Below are 15424 nucleotides of genomic sequence, written 5' to 3'. Positions count from 1 at the left end.
CTGACCCTGAACGAAGTGAAGGGGAAGGATCTGCTTTTCAGCCTCGATCTGCGACATAGCCAGCAAAAAACAGATCCTTCGCTTCGCTCAGGATGACAGCCCTCTCAATAAACTAAGCAAGCTTGACCAGCTCCGTAGTCCGCTTCAACTGTCCGCAAGCCGCAAAAATATCCCGTCCCCGCGGACGCCGAACATACGCCGGGATACCGTTGAACTTGAGCTGCCCCTGAAACTTCTCGACAGTCTGAGGGTCGGACATGCTGTAGGGCAGTCCGGGACCGGGATTCCATACAATCAGGTTTACCTTGAGCGGCAGGTTCGCCCGGCGCAGCAGCCGCCCCACTTCATCCGCATCGGAGAGGCGGTCATTCAGCCCGCCGAGCAGCACGTACTCGAACGTGACCTTTTCTCGCGCGCGCAAAGGCACCTGTCGCACAGCCTGCATCACATGCGCAATGTCCCATTTGCGGGTGATAGGCATGATGCCCGTGCGCACCTGATCATTCGGAGCATTGAGCGAGATCGCGAGCTTCGGCCTGATCTTTTCTTCGGCAAAGCGCAGAATCCCAGGCACAATACCCGAAGTTGAGACCGTCATCCGCGACTCAGGAATGCCGACCTCTTCCACCAGCAGGCGCACCGCAGCCATGAACTCGTCGTAATTCAGGAAGGGTTCGCCCATGCCCATAAAAACAAGGTTGATGCGGTCCTGCCCGATCCTGACCTTCTGCCGCTTGAGCACCGCGACCACCTGCCCGGCAATCTCGCCCACAGTCAGGTTACGGATGATGCCCAGCTTCGCCGTAAGGCAGAACTGGCAATTCACGGCGCAGCCGATCTGGCTCGAAACACAAATGGTGGCTCGCCGCAGATCGGCTTCTGCTTCCGAGCCGTCTCCGGCTTCCCCGCCATCGCCATCCGGCATCCAGACAGTTTCGACGGTCTGGCCATCGTTCGTGGCAATCAGATACCGCTCCGTGCCATCGATTGACTTGAAGGCTTCGACAACCTGCGGCAATCCGACGCGATACCCGCCCGCAATCAGCGATTCACGCAGCGATTTTGGGAGGGTCGAAACCCCACCAAGGTCCTCCTCCCACTGCCGGTAGAGGGCATCCGAAAGCTGCTTTACCCGGTAGGCTGGAGCGGAAAATTCTCCGATTAAATCTCTAAGCTGTTGATTATTAAGGCCAAAAAGACTGTGAACCGCAGCGGGGACCGGAGAGTCTAAAATAGAGAGAGAGTTTTTCCTGCCCCGCGGCATCATTACAAGCTCCGTCTCAAGACAGCATAGCGCAACTTCCCCCTGGTCTCGAGAACGATTCCTGAGCGCTATCTGGTAACCGCCCGGCAGCATCAACTTCAGATACATGATGGACAACGAACGCAATATTCGCCGCACCACCCTGCCCAACGGGCTGACTATTCTCACTGAAAAAATGGACCACATCCGCTCCGTGGCCATGGGCGTCTGGGTACGCGCCGGGTCGCGCCATGAAATGCAGGAAGTCAATGGGATCTCCCATTTCGTCGAGCACATGGTCTTCAAAGGCACCAAGTCGCGCTCCGCGCAGCTGATCGCCCGCGAGGTAGACGCCATTGGCGGCAATCTCGACGCTTTTACCGGCAAAGAAACAGTCTGCTTCAACATCAAGGTGCTCGACGAGCATGTCCCTGTGGCTCTCGACATCCTTTCCGATCTGGTGCTGAACCCCGTCTTCGCAACAGATGAAATCACGCGGGAGCGCGGCGTGATTCTCGAAGAGATCAAGATGGACGAGGACAACCCCGACTTCCTCGTACACGAAATCTTCACGCAGAACTTCTGGAAAGACCACGCGCTGGGACGCCCCATCCTCGGCACGCGCGAGACAGTACGCCGTTTCGAGCGCGATACCCTCTTCAACTTTTACGGCCAGCGCTTTCACGGCAGCAACATGATCTTCTCGGCGGCAGGAAACATCGACCACGATGCTTTTGTCGAGCAAGTCACGCGCCGCTTCGAATCGCTGCCTTCCGGAGAATCGCTGACAGTGGAGGGTCCGCCCAAGACTGCGGCCCGCATCATTCTCAAGAACAAGAAGGCGCTCGAACAGGTGCAGCTTTGCCTCGGCGTGCCCGCTCCTCCCATTGCCGACGAGTCCCGCTACACCACCCTGGTTCTGAACACGATCCTCGGCGGTGGCATGAGCTCACGTCTCTTCCAGACCGTGCGCGAAGAGCGCGGTCTGGCTTACTCGATCTACAGCGACCTGAACCCATACAGTGACACTGGCTCGCTCTGCGTCTATGCCGGAACATCGTCCGATCGCGCCCTCCAGGTCATCCACCTGGTCATGGAACAGTTCCGCCGCCTCAAAACCGAGCCGCTGCCCGCCGACGAGCTCCGCCGCGCCAAGGACCAGCTCAAGGGCAACCTGCTGCTCTCGTTGGAAAGCTCGATGTCGCGCATGTCAAACCTGGCGCGCCAGCAGATGCACTTTGACCATTTCTTCGGCATGCAGGAGATTCTCGACCGCGTCGAAGCCATCTCGGAAGACCAGGTGATGGCAATGGCAAACCAGCTCTTCCAGCCGGAAACGGTCGCCGTTACCCTGCTGGGCCGCCTGGATGGCGTAAAGCTGACACGCAGCCAGCTGGAATGTTGAGCAGAGTACAGGGTGCAGAAAAATTAGGTTGTCATCCTGAGCGGAGCGAAGGATCTGCTTCCTGCGTCGGCAGCCCCGAAAAGGGTGCCCCAGGTTCGCGCAGCTAACCTGGGGTAGTTTCCTGGATTTTTCCGCGATGAATGGGAAAGCTGGTAACAGTCAGGCCGCAAAAAACTGCACCCCTGTACGCTGCGACCTGCAAATGAGCACTTTGCTGGCTTCCTGCGTCTTATTCATTTAGCATTTCTCTCGATAGACGGAAGAAGCAAACGACACATGTACATCATTGATCTGCTGACTCGAAAGACTTCGCGCCGCAAGCGGCAAGAGGGACATACACTGCCCGAATCCGGTTTTACCTTGATGGAGCTGCTTATCGTCATCTCCATCATGCTGATCCTCATGCTCATCGCCATCCCGAACATGCTGAACCTCAAGAGCCAGGCGAACGAGACCTCCGCCATCCAGTCCCTGCGCACGGTCTATCAGGCGCAGATTCAGTACCAGACCAACTACCCCGCCAACGGATTTGCCTGCTCGCTGCAGGCATTGGGCGGAGACTCCAGTTCCGGCCCGCCGAGCGCGCAAAGCGCACAGGTTCTTCAGCGCGACCTGTCCTCCGGCGTAAAATCGGGCTATACCTTCAATATCGTCAACTGCCAGAAGACGACAGTAAACAACCAGGACATGTACACCAGCTATGAAGTCACGGCGGTTCCGCAATCCGTTGGCAAGACCGGACATCGCGGCTTCTGCATTGACATGACTGGCGAGATCAAGTCTGACCCGGCAGGCGGAACAAACTGCACTGTGCCGATTCAGTAACCGAATTGCTGTCGTCCTGAGCGTAGCGAAGGATCCGCTTTTCTATTCGAGTTGCACAAAAAATGGGTGCCCCATCCTGTCGCGTTCTTTGCGATAGGGTGGGAGAGCACAAATCCCTTCCCAGGCAAGTGGAGCAATGGGTGAATAGTAATCTAAGTAAAGTTCGGGCATCCCTTCACCTCATTGCGTTTCTTCTGATTACTCTTCCTCTCAAGCTCCACGCCCAATCCCCGTCCCCGGAAGCCTTCGCCGCCCGCATCAACAAGCACTACAACGCGCTCCACTCCCTCTCCGTTCACTTCTCGCAGAAATACGACGGAATGGGCCTGCACCGCCAGGAAAGCGGCGTCCTTCTGCTCAAAAAACCCGGCAAGATGCGCTGGACCTATTCAAACCCGCAAGGCAAACTCTTCGTCCTCGATGGGCAAAACGCCTACTTCTACTCGCCCGGTGACACGGAAATCCCGCGCGTACCAGCTAAAAAACTTGATGACCTGCGCTCTCCGTTGCGCTTCCTGCTTGGCCATACCCAGCTTGAAAAAGAGCTGACCAACCTGCAGATAGCTCCCGCAGAAAACGGCGCCTTCACTCTCTCCGGTATTCCCAAAGGCATGGAGAAGCGCGTCTCATCGCTCACCATCACCGCCAGTCCTGATGGGGTCATCCAGTCCATGCGCATTGAAGAGACTGACGGTGCAATCAATACATTCGCCTTCAGCGACGAGCAGGTAAACGCCGCAGCCTCGGACGACGATTTCCTCTTTCGCGCCCCGAAAGGTACGCACATCGTTGAAGGCATGTCGCCGGTATAAAAACAAAAAGGCCCGCCTCATCCGGGCGGGCCTTTTCGCTTCGTGCTCTAGCTTAGTACAGGAATGGAAATCTGCTGCCCGGCGCTGATTTTATTGGCGTCGGCAATGCCGTTGGCTTCGGCAATCTTCGGATAGTGGTTGGCGGCGCCGTAAAACCGCTGGCTGATCTTGGAGAGATTGTCGCCGGACTTGATCTGATACGGCTGGTCCGTGCCGCCCGACGTGACAATTTCGTGATGAAGGTCAGCGTATTGCGGGTCAACTTTCTTGATCGCATCCCACACCCGGTTGGCCACTACCTGAGAAGGAACCGTAGCCTTCAGGTAGAGTTTCTCGCCGTCCAGACTGACGCCCTGAACCGCTGCACCCAGATCACCGAAGCCGCTGATGGTATCGATCACAGGGGCATACTTCTGCTTCAATTGCTCCAAATCTGCCATAACGTATCCTCCTCGATTTGTGTTTAAGCCTGATGCTGCTCGGCGATCTTCTTCACCGCAATGGCCATGGCCGCTGCGCCCAGTGTCTTGATCAGCGTCGGGTGCTCGGAATAGACCTCGCTCACGCGGTCAATGATGGACGGATTGTGCTGTTCGGCATGCTGCGCCAGCGCCTGGACTTCCGATGGATCGACTTGCGCGGCCTGTTCGGGCGTAACCTGCGTCTGACCGGACTGCAGCAGCGCAGCCAGGGGCGAACCCGAATTGGCTCCCGTAAATTGCGAAAGAACACCCGGGCCAACTGAGGAAAGCAGCGTGGTCAGCATGCTGGCCTGCTGCTGGCCGTTTCCATTGGCAAAGAGCTGGGATGCCATCTGCGCAAACGGCGGAGTATCGCCCGACCGGAATGCCTCCGCCAGACCGCTGGCAAGCGACGATGACGGCACATTCTGCGCTACCTGATCGAAATGCTGCTCCACATTGGCGGGAGCGCTGCCCCCGGAAAACTGCTTCAAAATATCGCCAAGTCCTGATAACAAGCCCATGGGAATCTCCTTTATCGCCTGTATAGTGACCGCTGTAAGGCACCACGAATCATACACCCCTGTCTAACTTGGTGGATATGCCGCAGCCGTGAAATTTGCTGTATTTACAAAAAGAAAAAACCCGCATTTTGCGGGCTTTTCCGCTACTCTCTGACGAACTGCGTGAGAGCCAGGATTATGAAGCTTTCTGCTGGCACTCCGGGCAGAGGCCGAGCACGTCGACTGAATATCTCTGAGCGAGAAACCCACCTGGAAGCGGGCCGGTTTTTTCTGATAACCCCAGCGCATCCACATCGATGTCGATGATCGCCTTGCAGGAAGTGCACACCAGGTGATGATGCGGCTTGTTGTTCGTTTCCATCCGCAGCGAGCCGTGATGCAGACTCACCTCGCGAAAAATGCCGCTCTCGAGAAAAAGACGAATGTTTTTATAAACCGTTGCCAGGGATATCGAGGGAATCCTGCGCTTGACTCGCGCATAGACTTCTTCCGGGCTGGGATGCCCATGCATGTTCTTGAGAACTTCGAAGAGAATCTGCCGTTGGTGGGTCACAGCCAGGCCGGCGCGATCGCAGATATCCCGAAACTCCCTGTTTTCAACCGCATTCATCAATTTTATTAAACGAGAATGATTATCGTTTGTCAAAGAAGCGAGGGAGAAAGGGGAATAGGGAAATAGTTGGGACAGGCAGTAACAAAACCAGTTCCCCTAAACTAGTTCCTTTATTCCCTGCTTCCCTGTTTCTTATCTGAGCCCTGAGCCCTGAGCCCTGAGCGCTGTGCCCTGCTAGTTAGGCCGCTGTGATCTTCCGAATCTCTCATCGAGGGGCTGCCGCCCACGGAATCCTGCATCTACGGTATGCCAGAAGTCGATTCGTGATTCGCCCATCTTCCAGCACAGCAGCACAATCTCGCTGTCCACAATGCAGGGAAAATCCAGCAGTCCTGTATCGAGGTCCTTGACCTGCACACCGATGGAGTCAATCTCGGCAACGGCATCTTTCGCCTGCTGCACGGACTTCTCCATCTCCGCGCGCTGGCGGGCAAGCGTCAGGATGTTCACCTGCATTCCACCGGAAAGAAAGATACGCTGGCGCAGTTCATGCAGGCGCGCCTCGATTGCTTCCGCCGCCGCCTTGCCTTCTATGGCACGCTTCAGCAGAGATTCGAGAATCGGCAGCAGCGACTGCGCTTCGTCCAGCGTGAACGTCTTCATACTTCCAGCATACGATCAAGCGCCACGCGCGCCCAGTGTTTTACGTCACTGCGCACCTTGATCTGGTTCACGACGCGGCCTTCGACCAGGTTTTCGAGTGCCCATGCCAGATGCTGCGGGCTGATGCGGTACATCGTGGTGCAGAGACAGCCCGTATCGTCGAGCGTGATGATCTTCTTGCCCTTCGACGCAAACTCCTTCGCCAGTCGGTTGACCAGGTGAATCTCCGTGCCGATCGCAAACATCGAGCCTTCCGGAGCATCGCTCACGATCTTGATGAGCCGCTCAGTCGAGCCCAGTGCGTCGGCCTTCTGGCAGACCTCCCACCGGCACTCAGGATGAACGATGACCTGAATCCCCGGATACTTGGCGCGGACTTTATCAACGTGCTCCGGCAGAAAGCGTTGATGCACCGAGCAATGACCCTTCCAGAGAATGATCTTCGCCTTGCGCAGGCGCTCCGGCGTAACCCCGCCGTTGATCTGGTAAGGATCCCAGACCACCATCTCGCTCAGCGGAATGCCCATGGTAAAAGCCGTATTGCGCCCCAGGTGCTGGTCAGGCAGGAAGAGGATTTTCTCCGCGCGCGCAAATGCCCAGTCGAAGGCCTTCCCTGCATTCGATGAAGTACAGACCAGCCCGCCGCGCTCTCCGCAGAAGGCTTTGATCGCCGCAGTCGAGTTCATATAGGTCAGCGGCACAATCTCACCCGGCTCGAGGCCCGCCGACATCAGCGAATCCCAGCAGTCTTCGACTTGGCCGATCTCGGCCATATCGGCCATCGAACAGCCGGCGTTCAGGTCGGGCAGAATTACCTGCTGGCCTTCATGTCCGAGAACATCTGCGCTCTCCGCCATAAAATGCACGCCGCAGAAGATGATGTATTTCGCTTCTGTCTCGGCAGCAATTTTCGAGAGCTTGTAGGAGTCGCCAGTGTAATCGGCGAAGCGGATCACTTCATCACGCTGGTAGTGGTGTCCGAGCAGAACAGTGCTTTTGCCAAGTTTCAGCCGCGCCGCCGCAATGCGCTCGTCCATGGTATGGTCGGGCTGCGCAAGATAGTTATCGAGGGAACAAACATCCTGCATGTCTGCAGGGGCCGTCAAAATTTCTTCCGCGAGTATGCTCAATTCCTTTTCCGCCTTCAGTCCGAATCTTTCACCCAGCATGCAAACATTGCGCAAGCTGGAGACCCCAGTTTTCGGACGGGGATGTTGAAAGCAATCATGGTTGCAGTGGACTCACTGCGGCATGCCGCCCAGCCCACGGGGATGTTGCAACCCTGTCTTTTTGATGTGCCTTTCACAGAAACGTCACAAAACTTGTAACGGCTGCTTGGGCAAATTCAATAGACTGATTTTAATATAGTTGAAATATCTGAGCCACTCTTTACGGAGTTACACATGAACGCACAACCGCTTCAAGCCGCTTCTGTTGGACGCTGTTTGATCTTCCCAATCGTTTTGTCTTTCGCTGCCTCTGCCAAATCGAAGCGGTTCTGTAAATTGAGCCAGAATTGCGCTGAAATCCCGAAATACTTGCCCAACCGCAGTGCTGTATTTGCAGAAATCGCGCGCTTTGCCCGTACAATATCGTTCACTCGTGGTACAGGTACACCAATCTCTTTGGCTAAACGATAGGCCGTCAGCCCCATAGGTTCCATAAATTCATGCAGAAGAATCTCTCCTGGATGTACTGCAAATGTCTTATCCATTTTGTTTGCCCCCTAGTGATAATCAACGATCTCAACTTCATGCGCATTGTTGTCTTTCCAGACGAAACAGATGCGGTATTGATCGTTAATGCGAATGGAATATTGTCCCTCCCTGTCTCCCTTCAGTTTTTCCAATCGATTTGCGCGCGGTACTAAAAGCTCAGAAAGCATACAAGCAGCATCAAGCATGGCGAGTTTTCTGTTGGCGACATCGCGAATCGACGAGAACTGCCGGCTTTTCCCCGTTTTCCAGAGCAGCTCAGTTTCCCGGTCTTTACAGTCGGCGATCACAGAATAATATAAATAATAACGCGTAATGATAATAATGCAGTACGTTATGATAAGCCGGACGGATGAAAAAGTAATCCGATGGAAAAGAGAAAAGGCAAGTCTATTTGTGGCCTGTCCCTTGCCATAGGTATCATGAAGGGAACAAATGCATTTTGGCGATTCCATCTTTATCTTTGTTCTGGCTCTGGTTCTGTTCGGCCCCAAGAAGCTGCCGGAAATCGGCCGCCAGATCGGCAAGCTTCTGGCTGAGTTCCGCCGCGCCAGCAATGAATTCAAGATGCAGATCGACGAAGAGCTGCGCGCCATGGAGCATCAGGAGCGGCAGAAGCAGCTGGAAAAGGCCGCAGCCGACACCGCTGCTCAATCCGCTGCGAACGAGCTTCCCGCCGAGACTCCGGCGCAGCCAACCATCATGCCTCCGTCAACCGGCGTGACCGTCACCGCCGAATCCCCCTACGTAAATATGCCCAAGAGCGAGATCGCCTCGGAATACATGGAGGCTCTGGCCAAGGAAGAACAGACGGAACAGGCTGCAGCCCTGAACGGCAAGGCCGGCGAACCTACGAACGAAAGCGAGCAGGCCTCCATTCATCATGGCTGATGATGACAAGACAGAAAAATTAGTCGATCGCGCACGCGCCGCAGTATCCGAACGTGCCGAGTTGCCGGGCATGTCGCTGCTCGAGCACCTCGAAGAACTGCGCAAGCGCATCATCCGCGCTGCAATTTACCTCGTTCTCGGCTTCTTCGTCGCCTACGGCTTCCACGAGAAGATCTACGGCTACATGGAAAAGCCGATCGTCTTTGCGCTCAATCGGCACCATCTGCCCGCGCAGCTCAACTACCACAACCCCATCGACGGCTTTAACCTCTACCTCAAGATCAGCTTCATGGTGGGCTGCATCATCGCCGCGCCGTTCGTGCTCTATGAAGTCTGGAAGTTCATCTCTCCCGGGCTCTACAAGAACGAGAAGCGCTATGTCACGCCCTTCATGTTCTCAACGGTCGGCCTCTTTCTTGCCGGAGCCTATTTTGGATACCGCTGGGTCTTCCCCGGCTCGCTTGATTTTCTCTTCACGTTCAACAAGGACTTCAACCCGTTGATCGAGATCAACGAATACACCGATCTCTTCATGACCGTGATTCTCGGCCTCGGCGTGACCTTCGAGCTGCCGATCCTGGTGATGTTCCTCGCCCTCTTCGGCATTGTGAATGCGAAGTTCCTGGCCAAGAACATCCGCTACGCCATTCTGATTATCTTCATCATCGCGGCCATCATCACGCCGACGCCCGATGTCCTCACCATGTGCGTCTTCGCTACGCCGATGCTTGTGCTTTACCTCATTAGCATTGGAGTGGCCTACATGGTGCATCCGTCGCGCCGCAAGAAAAAGGCCGAGGCCGCTTGATAAAAATGAGATGTCATCCTGAGTGGAGCGTAGCGGAATCGAAGGATTCGCACGAACAAAGTTCGTGCGATTCGTTGCTACCCCACCCCAGAACACGAACACCGCGTGTTCTGGGGTGGGGTAGCAACGACCGCTTTTTCATTTTCTTCTTGGCACTGATATTTGCCCTGTCCAGCATCTCCCACGCCTCTACAGAGGAGTCCTTCAACGGCGTACGCGCCCTGGAGTACACACGCCAGTACGTCGCCATCGGACCGCGCTGGGTCGGTAGCCCCGGCCACGCCAAAGCCGAAGCCTTCCTCAAAAAGCAGTTCGCCAAAGACAATCTCGAAGTCGATACCTTCACTTCGAACACGCCCGCCGGCCCGCAGGAGATGCACAACATCATCGTGCGCTTCCCCGGCAAAAAAGACGGTGCGATCGTCTTCGCCTCGCACTATGAGACCAACTACCCGCTGCGCAACATCAATTACGTTGGCGCAAATGATGGCGGATCGACCACCGGTCTGCTCATCGAGCTTGCCAACCATCTGCGCGGGCGCACGCTTGACGGCTACAGCGTATGGCTCGTCTTCACTGACGGCGAAGAAGCCTTCAAAGATTGGTCGGATTCCGACAGCACCTACGGCACGCGCCATCTCGCCGCAAAATGGCAGAACGATGGCACACTGAAGCGCATCAAAGCATTCATTGTGCTCGACATGATCGGCGACAAGGACCTCGACATCCAGCGCGACACGAATTCGACCGGATGGCTGCTCGACCTTATCCAGCGCGCGGCGGTGAAGCATGGCGACCAGTCGTATTTCTTTCAACAGGAGACGACAGACTTCGACGACCACATCCCGTTCGTGAAGCGCGGCGTTCCTTCCGCAGACATCATCGATCTCAACTACGGCTATCAAAGAGCCTACTGGCACACCGCACAGGACACGATGGACAAGATCAGCGCCAAAAGCCTGTCCATCGTCGGTAACACCATGCTTGAAACCATCCGGTTGTTAAACGAGCGCTGATGATAGCCGGAGCCACCATCACGTACTGGATCTCGTTCCATGTGCTGGTAGTGGTATTGCTGTTTGTTGACCTGGTTATTCTGCAGCGGGGCCATCACTCGGTCAGACTGCGCACAGCATGGGCATGGACCATCTTCCTCGCATCCCTCGCCTGCGGGTTCGCCCTCTTTCTAACCAGAATGCAGGGACATGAGCTGGGGCTCGAATTCTTCTCCGGCTATCTCATCGAGGGCTCGCTCAGCGTCGACAATCTTTTCGTCTTTCTCATGATGTTCCGCTCGCTGCGCCTCAATGCCGAGGAGCAGCGGCGCGTGCTGCTGTGGGGAGTACTGGGCGCAATTGTGATGCGCGCTTTCTTTATCGCCGTCGGCGTATCGCTGCTGAACCGCTTCGCATGGGTGGAGTACATCTTCGGCGCATTCCTGCTGATCGCCGCCTTTCGCCTGATGCGCGAAAAACCAGGGGGAGAGGAGTCGAAATCCGGCATGCTGGCATGGCTGCAGCGCCGCTGCCTGAGCGGAATCAAAGACAACGGCCCGCACGGCGTGCACCTTGAAATGCCGGCGCTGCTCTTTGTCATTCTTGCCGTCGAGGCAACAGACCTTATCTTCGCGCTTGATTCCATCCCCGCCGTACTGGCCATTTCGCGTAATCCATTCGTCGTGTACACGTCGAACATCTTCGCGATCCTGGGCCTGCGCTCACTGTACTTCGTGCTCGCCGGAATGCTCGATAAGCTGCGCCTGCTGCATTATGGGCTAGCTGTTATCCTCGCCTTCGTCGCGCTCAAAATGCTTCTTGTGCACTGGGTCGACGTGCCGGTAACCGTATCGCTGGCCGTTATTCTGACGACGCTCCTGGTCTTTGCCGTTGCCAGCAAGTTGATTCCGGAAAAGAAGGCAGGTTGATCAGCTTCATTCAGGTATAGATCAGGTTTGGAAGGATAGGTAGAAGCACCGGACTTTAGTCCGGTGAAAACTCGTCCTGTCTAACAAGGGCTTTTAGCCCCGGAATCTTCCGTCTACACCCTTACAGAAACAATCTAGTCGGCGACAAACTTCACTGTGCTGCTGTTCTTATTGACCGCAGAATGCTTCCGGAAATGAACATCGTCTCTCTTCGGAAAATCGTTGCGGTAGTGCGCTCCCCTGCTCTCTTCGCGCGCACGCGCCGAACGCACGATAAGCTCCGCAACTGCATACAGGTTGCGCAACTCGAGTGAACAGCGGTCCGTCGCTTCAGGCAGCCGGGCGCAAATCTGCTGCAAAGCATCACCCGCTTCACTGAGTCCTTCCGCATCGCGCAGCAACCCGGCCTTCTGCCACATGACCTGCTGCAGCTGCGGCAGAAGGTCACCGCTATCAGGATTTGAGCGAACCACTGCGCCCGCATCCGAAACAGCCGAAGCCTTGATCTCCGGCTCATCGCGCATCGCTTTCGCAGCGCGCGCACCAAAAACCAGCCCTTCAAGAAGAGAATTGCTCGCCAGGCGGTTCGCCCCATGAACGCCCGTGCAAGCTGCTTCACCCGCAGCATAGAGGCGCTTCAACGATGCCCTGCCATCCATATCTGTCCCGACCCCGCCCATCAGATAGTGCGCCGCAGGGCGTACCGGGATCAGATCGCGATTTAATTCAAGTCCATGCTGTGCCAGAAACGCCGAGATTCCGGGAAAGCGCTGATGAAAATCGACTCCCTGCACATGTTTCATATCGAGATACACCGGCAGAACCTCGCCCTGCGGACCAAGTCCTTCGCGTGTAATCGCCCGCGCCACAACATCGCGTGGAGCCAGCTCCAGCAGCGGATGATAGCGATCCATAAAGCGCTCACTCTGCGCATTGCGCAGATACGCGCCTTCACCACGCAGAGCTTCAGAGAGCAAAAACCGCGGCACTCCCGGCAGGCTCATCGCCGTGGGATGAAACTGGTAAAACTCCATATCAGAGATTTCAGCGCCGGCGCGATAAGCCATAGCAATGCCATCTCCAGTAGCCACGGCAGGATTCGTCGTATCGCTGTAAACCTGGCCCGCGCCGCCGCTGGCCAGCAGCACAGCCCGCGCCTGGATCGGGTGCAAACGCCCCTCGCGATCCAGAACCGTAAGGCCAACTACCTCGTCACCCTCGACCAGCAGGTCAACACATGTTGTCCATTCAAGCAGCGTGATGTTCTCGAGAGCGCGTGCATGCGCCAGCAGCGAGCGCCCAATCTCCGCGCCAGTCGCGTCACCATGCGCATGCAGGATACGATTGCGGCTGTGCGCGCCTTCGCGCGTCAGCATCAGTTTGCCGTTTTCGCGGTCGAAGCCGGTGCCCCACTGCAACAGTTCCTCAACACGCTGTGGACCTTCTTCCACCAGCACTCTTGCTGCTTCGCGATTCACCAGGCCATCGCCGGCATTTACCGTGTCTTCCAGATGCAGCGCAACATCTTCATCTCCGCTCATGGCCACAGCAATGCCACCCTGCGCATACTGCGTATTCGATTCGCCAAGCTGCTCTTTGGTAATAACAAGAACGCGGCCCGATTCAGAGAGCCCGATAGCGGCGCGCAGGCCCGCGATGCCCGCGCCTACTACTACAAAATCTGCCATAACGTTTGAGGCTATCACGCAACTATTTTTAGACTCGCGGCTGGCCGAAAAGATGCAGACGCCTGCGATACGATGAAAGAAGCGTGCGCACGATTCAAGTCAAAACAGCATCGGCTCAATATCCCGTCTATGTCGGCAGCGGTCTGTTCGCCAATCTCTATCGAAGACTGCCGGAACAAAAACGTATCTTCGTCCTGACCTCGCCTGAAATATGGGGTCTTTGGGCAAAGCGTTTTCTTGCATCATTTCCGAAAGAAAATCAGCCCATCGTGCTCTTCCTGCCGCCCGGTGAGCCAAACAAGCGGCTAGCACAGGTAGAGAGGCTCGCGGTTGAGCTTGCCTCCGCAGGCGCCGACCGCAGTGCGCTCCTCATTGCCTTTGGCGGAGGCATTGTCGGCGACCTCGGCGGCTTCCTCGCCGCCATCTACATGCGCGGCATCGACTTCATTCAAATTCCTTCGACGCTGCTCGCGCAGGTGGATTCATCCATCGGCGGAAAGACAGGGGTAAATCTCGCCTCAGGCAAGAACCTCATCGGCAGCTTCCATCATCCGCTCGCCGTCTTCGCTGACATTGACCTGCTGCAGACCCTGCCAGACCGCGAGCTGCGCGCCGGGTTATTCGAGAGCATCAAGGCCGGCATCATCCGTGACGCCCGCCTCTTCCGCTTCATGGAACGCAGCGCGGCATCCGTTCTGAAACGTGATACCAGGGCGCTCGAATACGTCATCTCTGCTTCGATTCGCATGAAGGCTGACGTCGTCGGCATCGACGAGCGTGAGTCAGGACTGCGCATGATCCTGAATTTCGGCCACACCATCGGACACGCCATCGAAGCAGCAACCCACTATCGCAAGCTTCTGCACGGCGAAGCCATTGCCTGGGGAATGTTAGCCGCATTGCACCTGGCCCTCGTGCGCAAAACCATAACTGCGCAACAGGCTGACCGCATGCAGCAAACGATTCTCGCCTACGGTCCGCTGCCCGCTTTCAAAACCACAGCAGAAAAATTGCTCGAAGCCGCCGGACGCGACAAGAAAAACCGTGCCGGCATTCGCCGTTTCGTTCTTCCCGCAGGCATTGGTGATGCGCAGGTCGTCGAAAATGTAACCGACACTGAGCTTTTATCCGCATCTGGATGGATGCTCCAGCAGGTCCGCGAGTTATAGATGCAGACGCTAGGCGCCCAGCCCGCCGGAACAACCGACGCATCGAGCGCCGCGCGCGCTGTGCGCGAGATGTTCGACAGCGTCGCGCCGCGCTATGATCTGCTGAACCATGTGCTTTCGCTGAACATTGACCGCTTGTGGTGGCGCCGCACTGCAAAAGTATTTCAATCCGTTCTCGCGCGCCCGGAAGCAACCGTCCTCGATATCTGCTGCGGAACAGGGGACATGACCATGGCTCTGCTGCGGCACCGACCAACAAGCGCGCGGCCTGTGCTTGCCGCGGATTTCTCGCACCAGATGCTGGTCCGCGGCAAAGCAAAACTCGCCGGCAACAATGCAGTCGTACTGGAAGCCGATGCCCTCCACCTGCCATTGCCTTCAGCTTCCATCGATCTCATCACCACAGCATTCGGATTTCGCAACCTGGCAAACTACCGCACCGGCCTCGAAGAATTCCACCGCGTGCTCAAGCCCGGCGGGCAGCTCGGCATTCTCGATTTCAGCGAGCCGGGAGGCCTGCTGGGAAAGTTCTATGCCTTCTATTTCCGCCGCGTGCTTCCCGCCATCGGATCGCGCATCTCCGGCGTCTCCGGAGCATACGCGTATCTGCCCGCCTCAGTGCACCGCTTCCCTCCGCCGCAGGAGATGCTGGCGCTCATGCGTGAAATCGGCTTCAGTAAGGCCGATTGGAAGCCCTACAGCATGGGCATTGCAGGCCTCTACCACGGTGTGAAAACCTAGAC

18 protein-coding genes are annotated in these 15424 nt (G+C 56.5%); 9 read left to right on the top strand and 9 right to left on the bottom strand.

Translation table 11 applies throughout. The annotated features are described in order from the left end of the window. Positions 1-112: 112 nt before the first annotated feature. Complete coding sequence (gene rlmN / locus AC5S16_RS20265) at positions 113-1267, bottom strand: dual-specificity RNA methyltransferase RlmN (RefSeq protein ID WP_493931933.1); 1155 nt, start codon at positions 1265-1267, stop codon at positions 113-115. 103 nt (positions 1268-1370) lie between these two features. On the opposite strand from rlmN, the gene AC5S16_RS20260 reads away from it, so the two are divergent. The 3 genes from AC5S16_RS20260 (at position 1371) to AC5S16_RS20250 (ending at position 4285) form a co-directional block, all read left to right on the top strand. Continuing rightward, positions 1371-2648, top strand: coding sequence for a M16 family metallopeptidase (locus AC5S16_RS20260; protein ID WP_493931932.1), 1278 nt, complete (start codon positions 1371-1373; stop codon positions 2646-2648). Between the two features lie 276 nt (positions 2649-2924). Next, positions 2925-3473, top strand: a complete 549-nt coding sequence (locus AC5S16_RS20255) for a type IV pilin protein (RefSeq protein WP_493931931.1) — start codon at positions 2925-2927, stop codon at positions 3471-3473. A gap of 140 nt (positions 3474-3613) precedes the next feature. After that, positions 3614-4285, top strand: a complete 672-nt coding sequence (locus AC5S16_RS20250; RefSeq protein ID WP_493931930.1) for a LolA family protein — start codon at positions 3614-3616, stop codon at positions 4283-4285. A 47-nt stretch (positions 4286-4332) separates the two neighbouring features. Here the strand turns inward: AC5S16_RS20250 and AC5S16_RS20245 are convergent, their stop codons facing one another. From AC5S16_RS20245 to AC5S16_RS20215, 7 genes are all read right to left on the bottom strand, one after another. Next, positions 4333-4725 (bottom strand): LysM peptidoglycan-binding domain-containing protein, encoded by a 393-nt coding sequence (locus tag AC5S16_RS20245; protein ID WP_493931929.1) that lies wholly within the window; start codon positions 4723-4725, stop codon positions 4333-4335. 23 nt (positions 4726-4748) lie between these two features. Continuing rightward, positions 4749-5270 carry a hypothetical protein gene (locus AC5S16_RS20240; RefSeq protein WP_493931928.1) on the bottom strand — a complete coding sequence of 174 codons (522 nt, stop codon included), beginning with the start codon at positions 5268-5270 and terminating at the stop codon, positions 4749-4751. Positions 5271-5445: 175 nt separating this feature from the next. Continuing rightward, positions 5446-5880 (bottom strand): Fur family transcriptional regulator, encoded by a 435-nt coding sequence (locus AC5S16_RS20235; protein WP_493931927.1) that lies wholly within the window; start codon positions 5878-5880, stop codon positions 5446-5448. A 177-nt stretch (positions 5881-6057) separates the two neighbouring features. Continuing rightward, on the bottom strand, positions 6058-6486 hold the full coding sequence (locus tag AC5S16_RS20230; RefSeq protein ID WP_493931926.1) for a DUF2203 domain-containing protein: 429 nt from the start codon (positions 6484-6486) through the stop codon (positions 6058-6060). Beyond that, a complete protein-coding gene (gene nadA / locus AC5S16_RS20225) occupies positions 6483-7616 on the bottom strand; it encodes a quinolinate synthase NadA (protein ID WP_493931925.1) in 1134 nt (377 codons plus the stop codon). Before nadA ends, AC5S16_RS20230 begins: the two co-directional genes overlap by 4 nt. Positions 7617-7906: 290 nt before the next feature. Then, entirely contained in the window at positions 7907-8200 is a 294-nt protein-coding gene (locus tag AC5S16_RS20220; RefSeq protein WP_493931924.1) for a HigA family addiction module antitoxin, read from the bottom strand. 12 nt (positions 8201-8212) lie between these two features. After that, positions 8213-8656: a type II toxin-antitoxin system RelE/ParE family toxin gene (locus tag AC5S16_RS20215; protein WP_493931923.1), complete on the bottom strand. Its 444-nt coding sequence runs from the start codon at positions 8654-8656 to the stop codon at positions 8213-8215. On the opposite strand from AC5S16_RS20215, the gene AC5S16_RS20210 reads away from it, so the two are divergent. From AC5S16_RS20210 to AC5S16_RS20195, 4 genes are all read left to right on the top strand, one after another. Next, positions 8637-9092, top strand: a complete 456-nt coding sequence (locus AC5S16_RS20210) for a Sec-independent protein translocase subunit TatA/TatB (protein WP_493931922.1) — start codon at positions 8637-8639, stop codon at positions 9090-9092. The genes AC5S16_RS20215 and AC5S16_RS20210 overlap by 20 nt on opposite strands. Further along, on the top strand, positions 9085-9900 hold the full coding sequence (gene tatC, locus AC5S16_RS20205) for a twin-arginine translocase subunit TatC (RefSeq protein ID WP_493931921.1): 816 nt from the start codon (positions 9085-9087) through the stop codon (positions 9898-9900). Before AC5S16_RS20210 ends, tatC begins: the two co-directional genes overlap by 8 nt. Positions 9901-10049: 149 nt before the next feature. Continuing rightward, positions 10050-10916: a M28 family peptidase gene (locus AC5S16_RS20200; protein ID WP_493931920.1), complete on the top strand. Its 867-nt coding sequence runs from the start codon at positions 10050-10052 to the stop codon at positions 10914-10916. Further along, complete coding sequence (locus tag AC5S16_RS20195) at positions 10916-11824, top strand: TerC/Alx family metal homeostasis membrane protein (RefSeq protein ID WP_493931919.1); 909 nt, start codon at positions 10916-10918, stop codon at positions 11822-11824. The genes AC5S16_RS20200 and AC5S16_RS20195 overlap by 1 nt, the downstream gene beginning before the upstream one ends. A 134-nt stretch (positions 11825-11958) precedes the next feature. Here the strand turns inward: AC5S16_RS20195 and nadB are convergent, their stop codons facing one another. Beyond that, positions 11959-13512: an L-aspartate oxidase gene (gene nadB / locus AC5S16_RS20190; RefSeq protein WP_493931918.1), complete on the bottom strand. Its 1554-nt coding sequence runs from the start codon at positions 13510-13512 to the stop codon at positions 11959-11961. A gap of 83 nt (positions 13513-13595) precedes the next feature. Between nadB and aroB the strand changes: the two genes are divergently transcribed. Both aroB and ubiE read left to right on the top strand, forming a co-directional pair. Then, on the top strand, positions 13596-14681 hold the full coding sequence (aroB, locus tag AC5S16_RS20185; protein ID WP_493931917.1) for a 3-dehydroquinate synthase: 1086 nt from the start codon (positions 13596-13598) through the stop codon (positions 14679-14681). Beyond that, complete coding sequence (gene ubiE / locus AC5S16_RS20180) at positions 14682-15422, top strand: bifunctional demethylmenaquinone methyltransferase/2-methoxy-6-polyprenyl-1,4-benzoquinol methylase UbiE (RefSeq protein ID WP_493931916.1); 741 nt, start codon at positions 14682-14684, stop codon at positions 15420-15422. The last annotated feature ends 2 nt before the right edge of the window (positions 15423-15424 follow it).

The sequence above is a fragment of the Acidobacterium sp. FHG110202_01 genome (assembly GCF_059115305.1).
Note: the sequence above shows the minus strand (reverse complement) of the source record. Positions and strands in the feature narration are given on the sequence as shown.

Excerpts from the sequence above, each read along its gene's own strand:
- rlmN (WP_493931933.1), bottom strand. The coding sequence starts at position 1,267 with ATGATGCCGCGGGGCAGGAAAAACTCTCTCTCTATTTTAGACTCTCCG.
- AC5S16_RS20260 (WP_493931932.1), top strand. The coding sequence starts at position 1,371 with ATGATGGACAACGAACGCAATATTCGCCGCACCACCCTGCCCAACGGG.
- AC5S16_RS20255 (WP_493931931.1), top strand. The coding sequence starts at position 2,925 with ATGTACATCATTGATCTGCTGACTCGAAAGACTTCGCGCCGCAAGCGG.
- AC5S16_RS20245 (WP_493931929.1), bottom strand. The coding sequence starts at position 4,725 with ATGGCAGATTTGGAGCAATTGAAGCAGAAGTATGCCCCTGTGATCGAT.
- AC5S16_RS20240 (WP_493931928.1), bottom strand. The coding sequence starts at position 5,270 with ATGGGCTTGTTATCAGGACTTGGCGATATTTTGAAGCAGTTTTCCGGG.
- AC5S16_RS20235 (WP_493931927.1), bottom strand. The coding sequence starts at position 5,880 with ATGAATGCGGTTGAAAACAGGGAGTTTCGGGATATCTGCGATCGCGCC.
- AC5S16_RS20230 (WP_493931926.1), bottom strand. The coding sequence starts at position 6,486 with ATGAAGACGTTCACGCTGGACGAAGCGCAGTCGCTGCTGCCGATTCTC.
- AC5S16_RS20220 (WP_493931924.1), bottom strand. The coding sequence starts at position 8,200 with ATGGATAAGACATTTGCAGTACATCCAGGAGAGATTCTTCTGCATGAA.
- AC5S16_RS20210 (WP_493931922.1), top strand. The coding sequence starts at position 8,637 with ATGCATTTTGGCGATTCCATCTTTATCTTTGTTCTGGCTCTGGTTCTG.
- AC5S16_RS20215 (WP_493931923.1), bottom strand. The coding sequence starts at position 8,656 with ATGGAATCGCCAAAATGCATTTGTTCCCTTCATGATACCTATGGCAAG.
- tatC (WP_493931921.1), top strand. The coding sequence starts at position 9,085 with ATGGCTGATGATGACAAGACAGAAAAATTAGTCGATCGCGCACGCGCC.
- AC5S16_RS20195 (WP_493931919.1), top strand. The coding sequence starts at position 10,916 with ATGATAGCCGGAGCCACCATCACGTACTGGATCTCGTTCCATGTGCTG.
- nadB (WP_493931918.1), bottom strand. The coding sequence starts at position 13,512 with ATGGCAGATTTTGTAGTAGTAGGCGCGGGCATCGCGGGCCTGCGCGCC.
- ubiE (WP_493931916.1), top strand. The coding sequence starts at position 14,682 with ATGCAGACGCTAGGCGCCCAGCCCGCCGGAACAACCGACGCATCGAGC.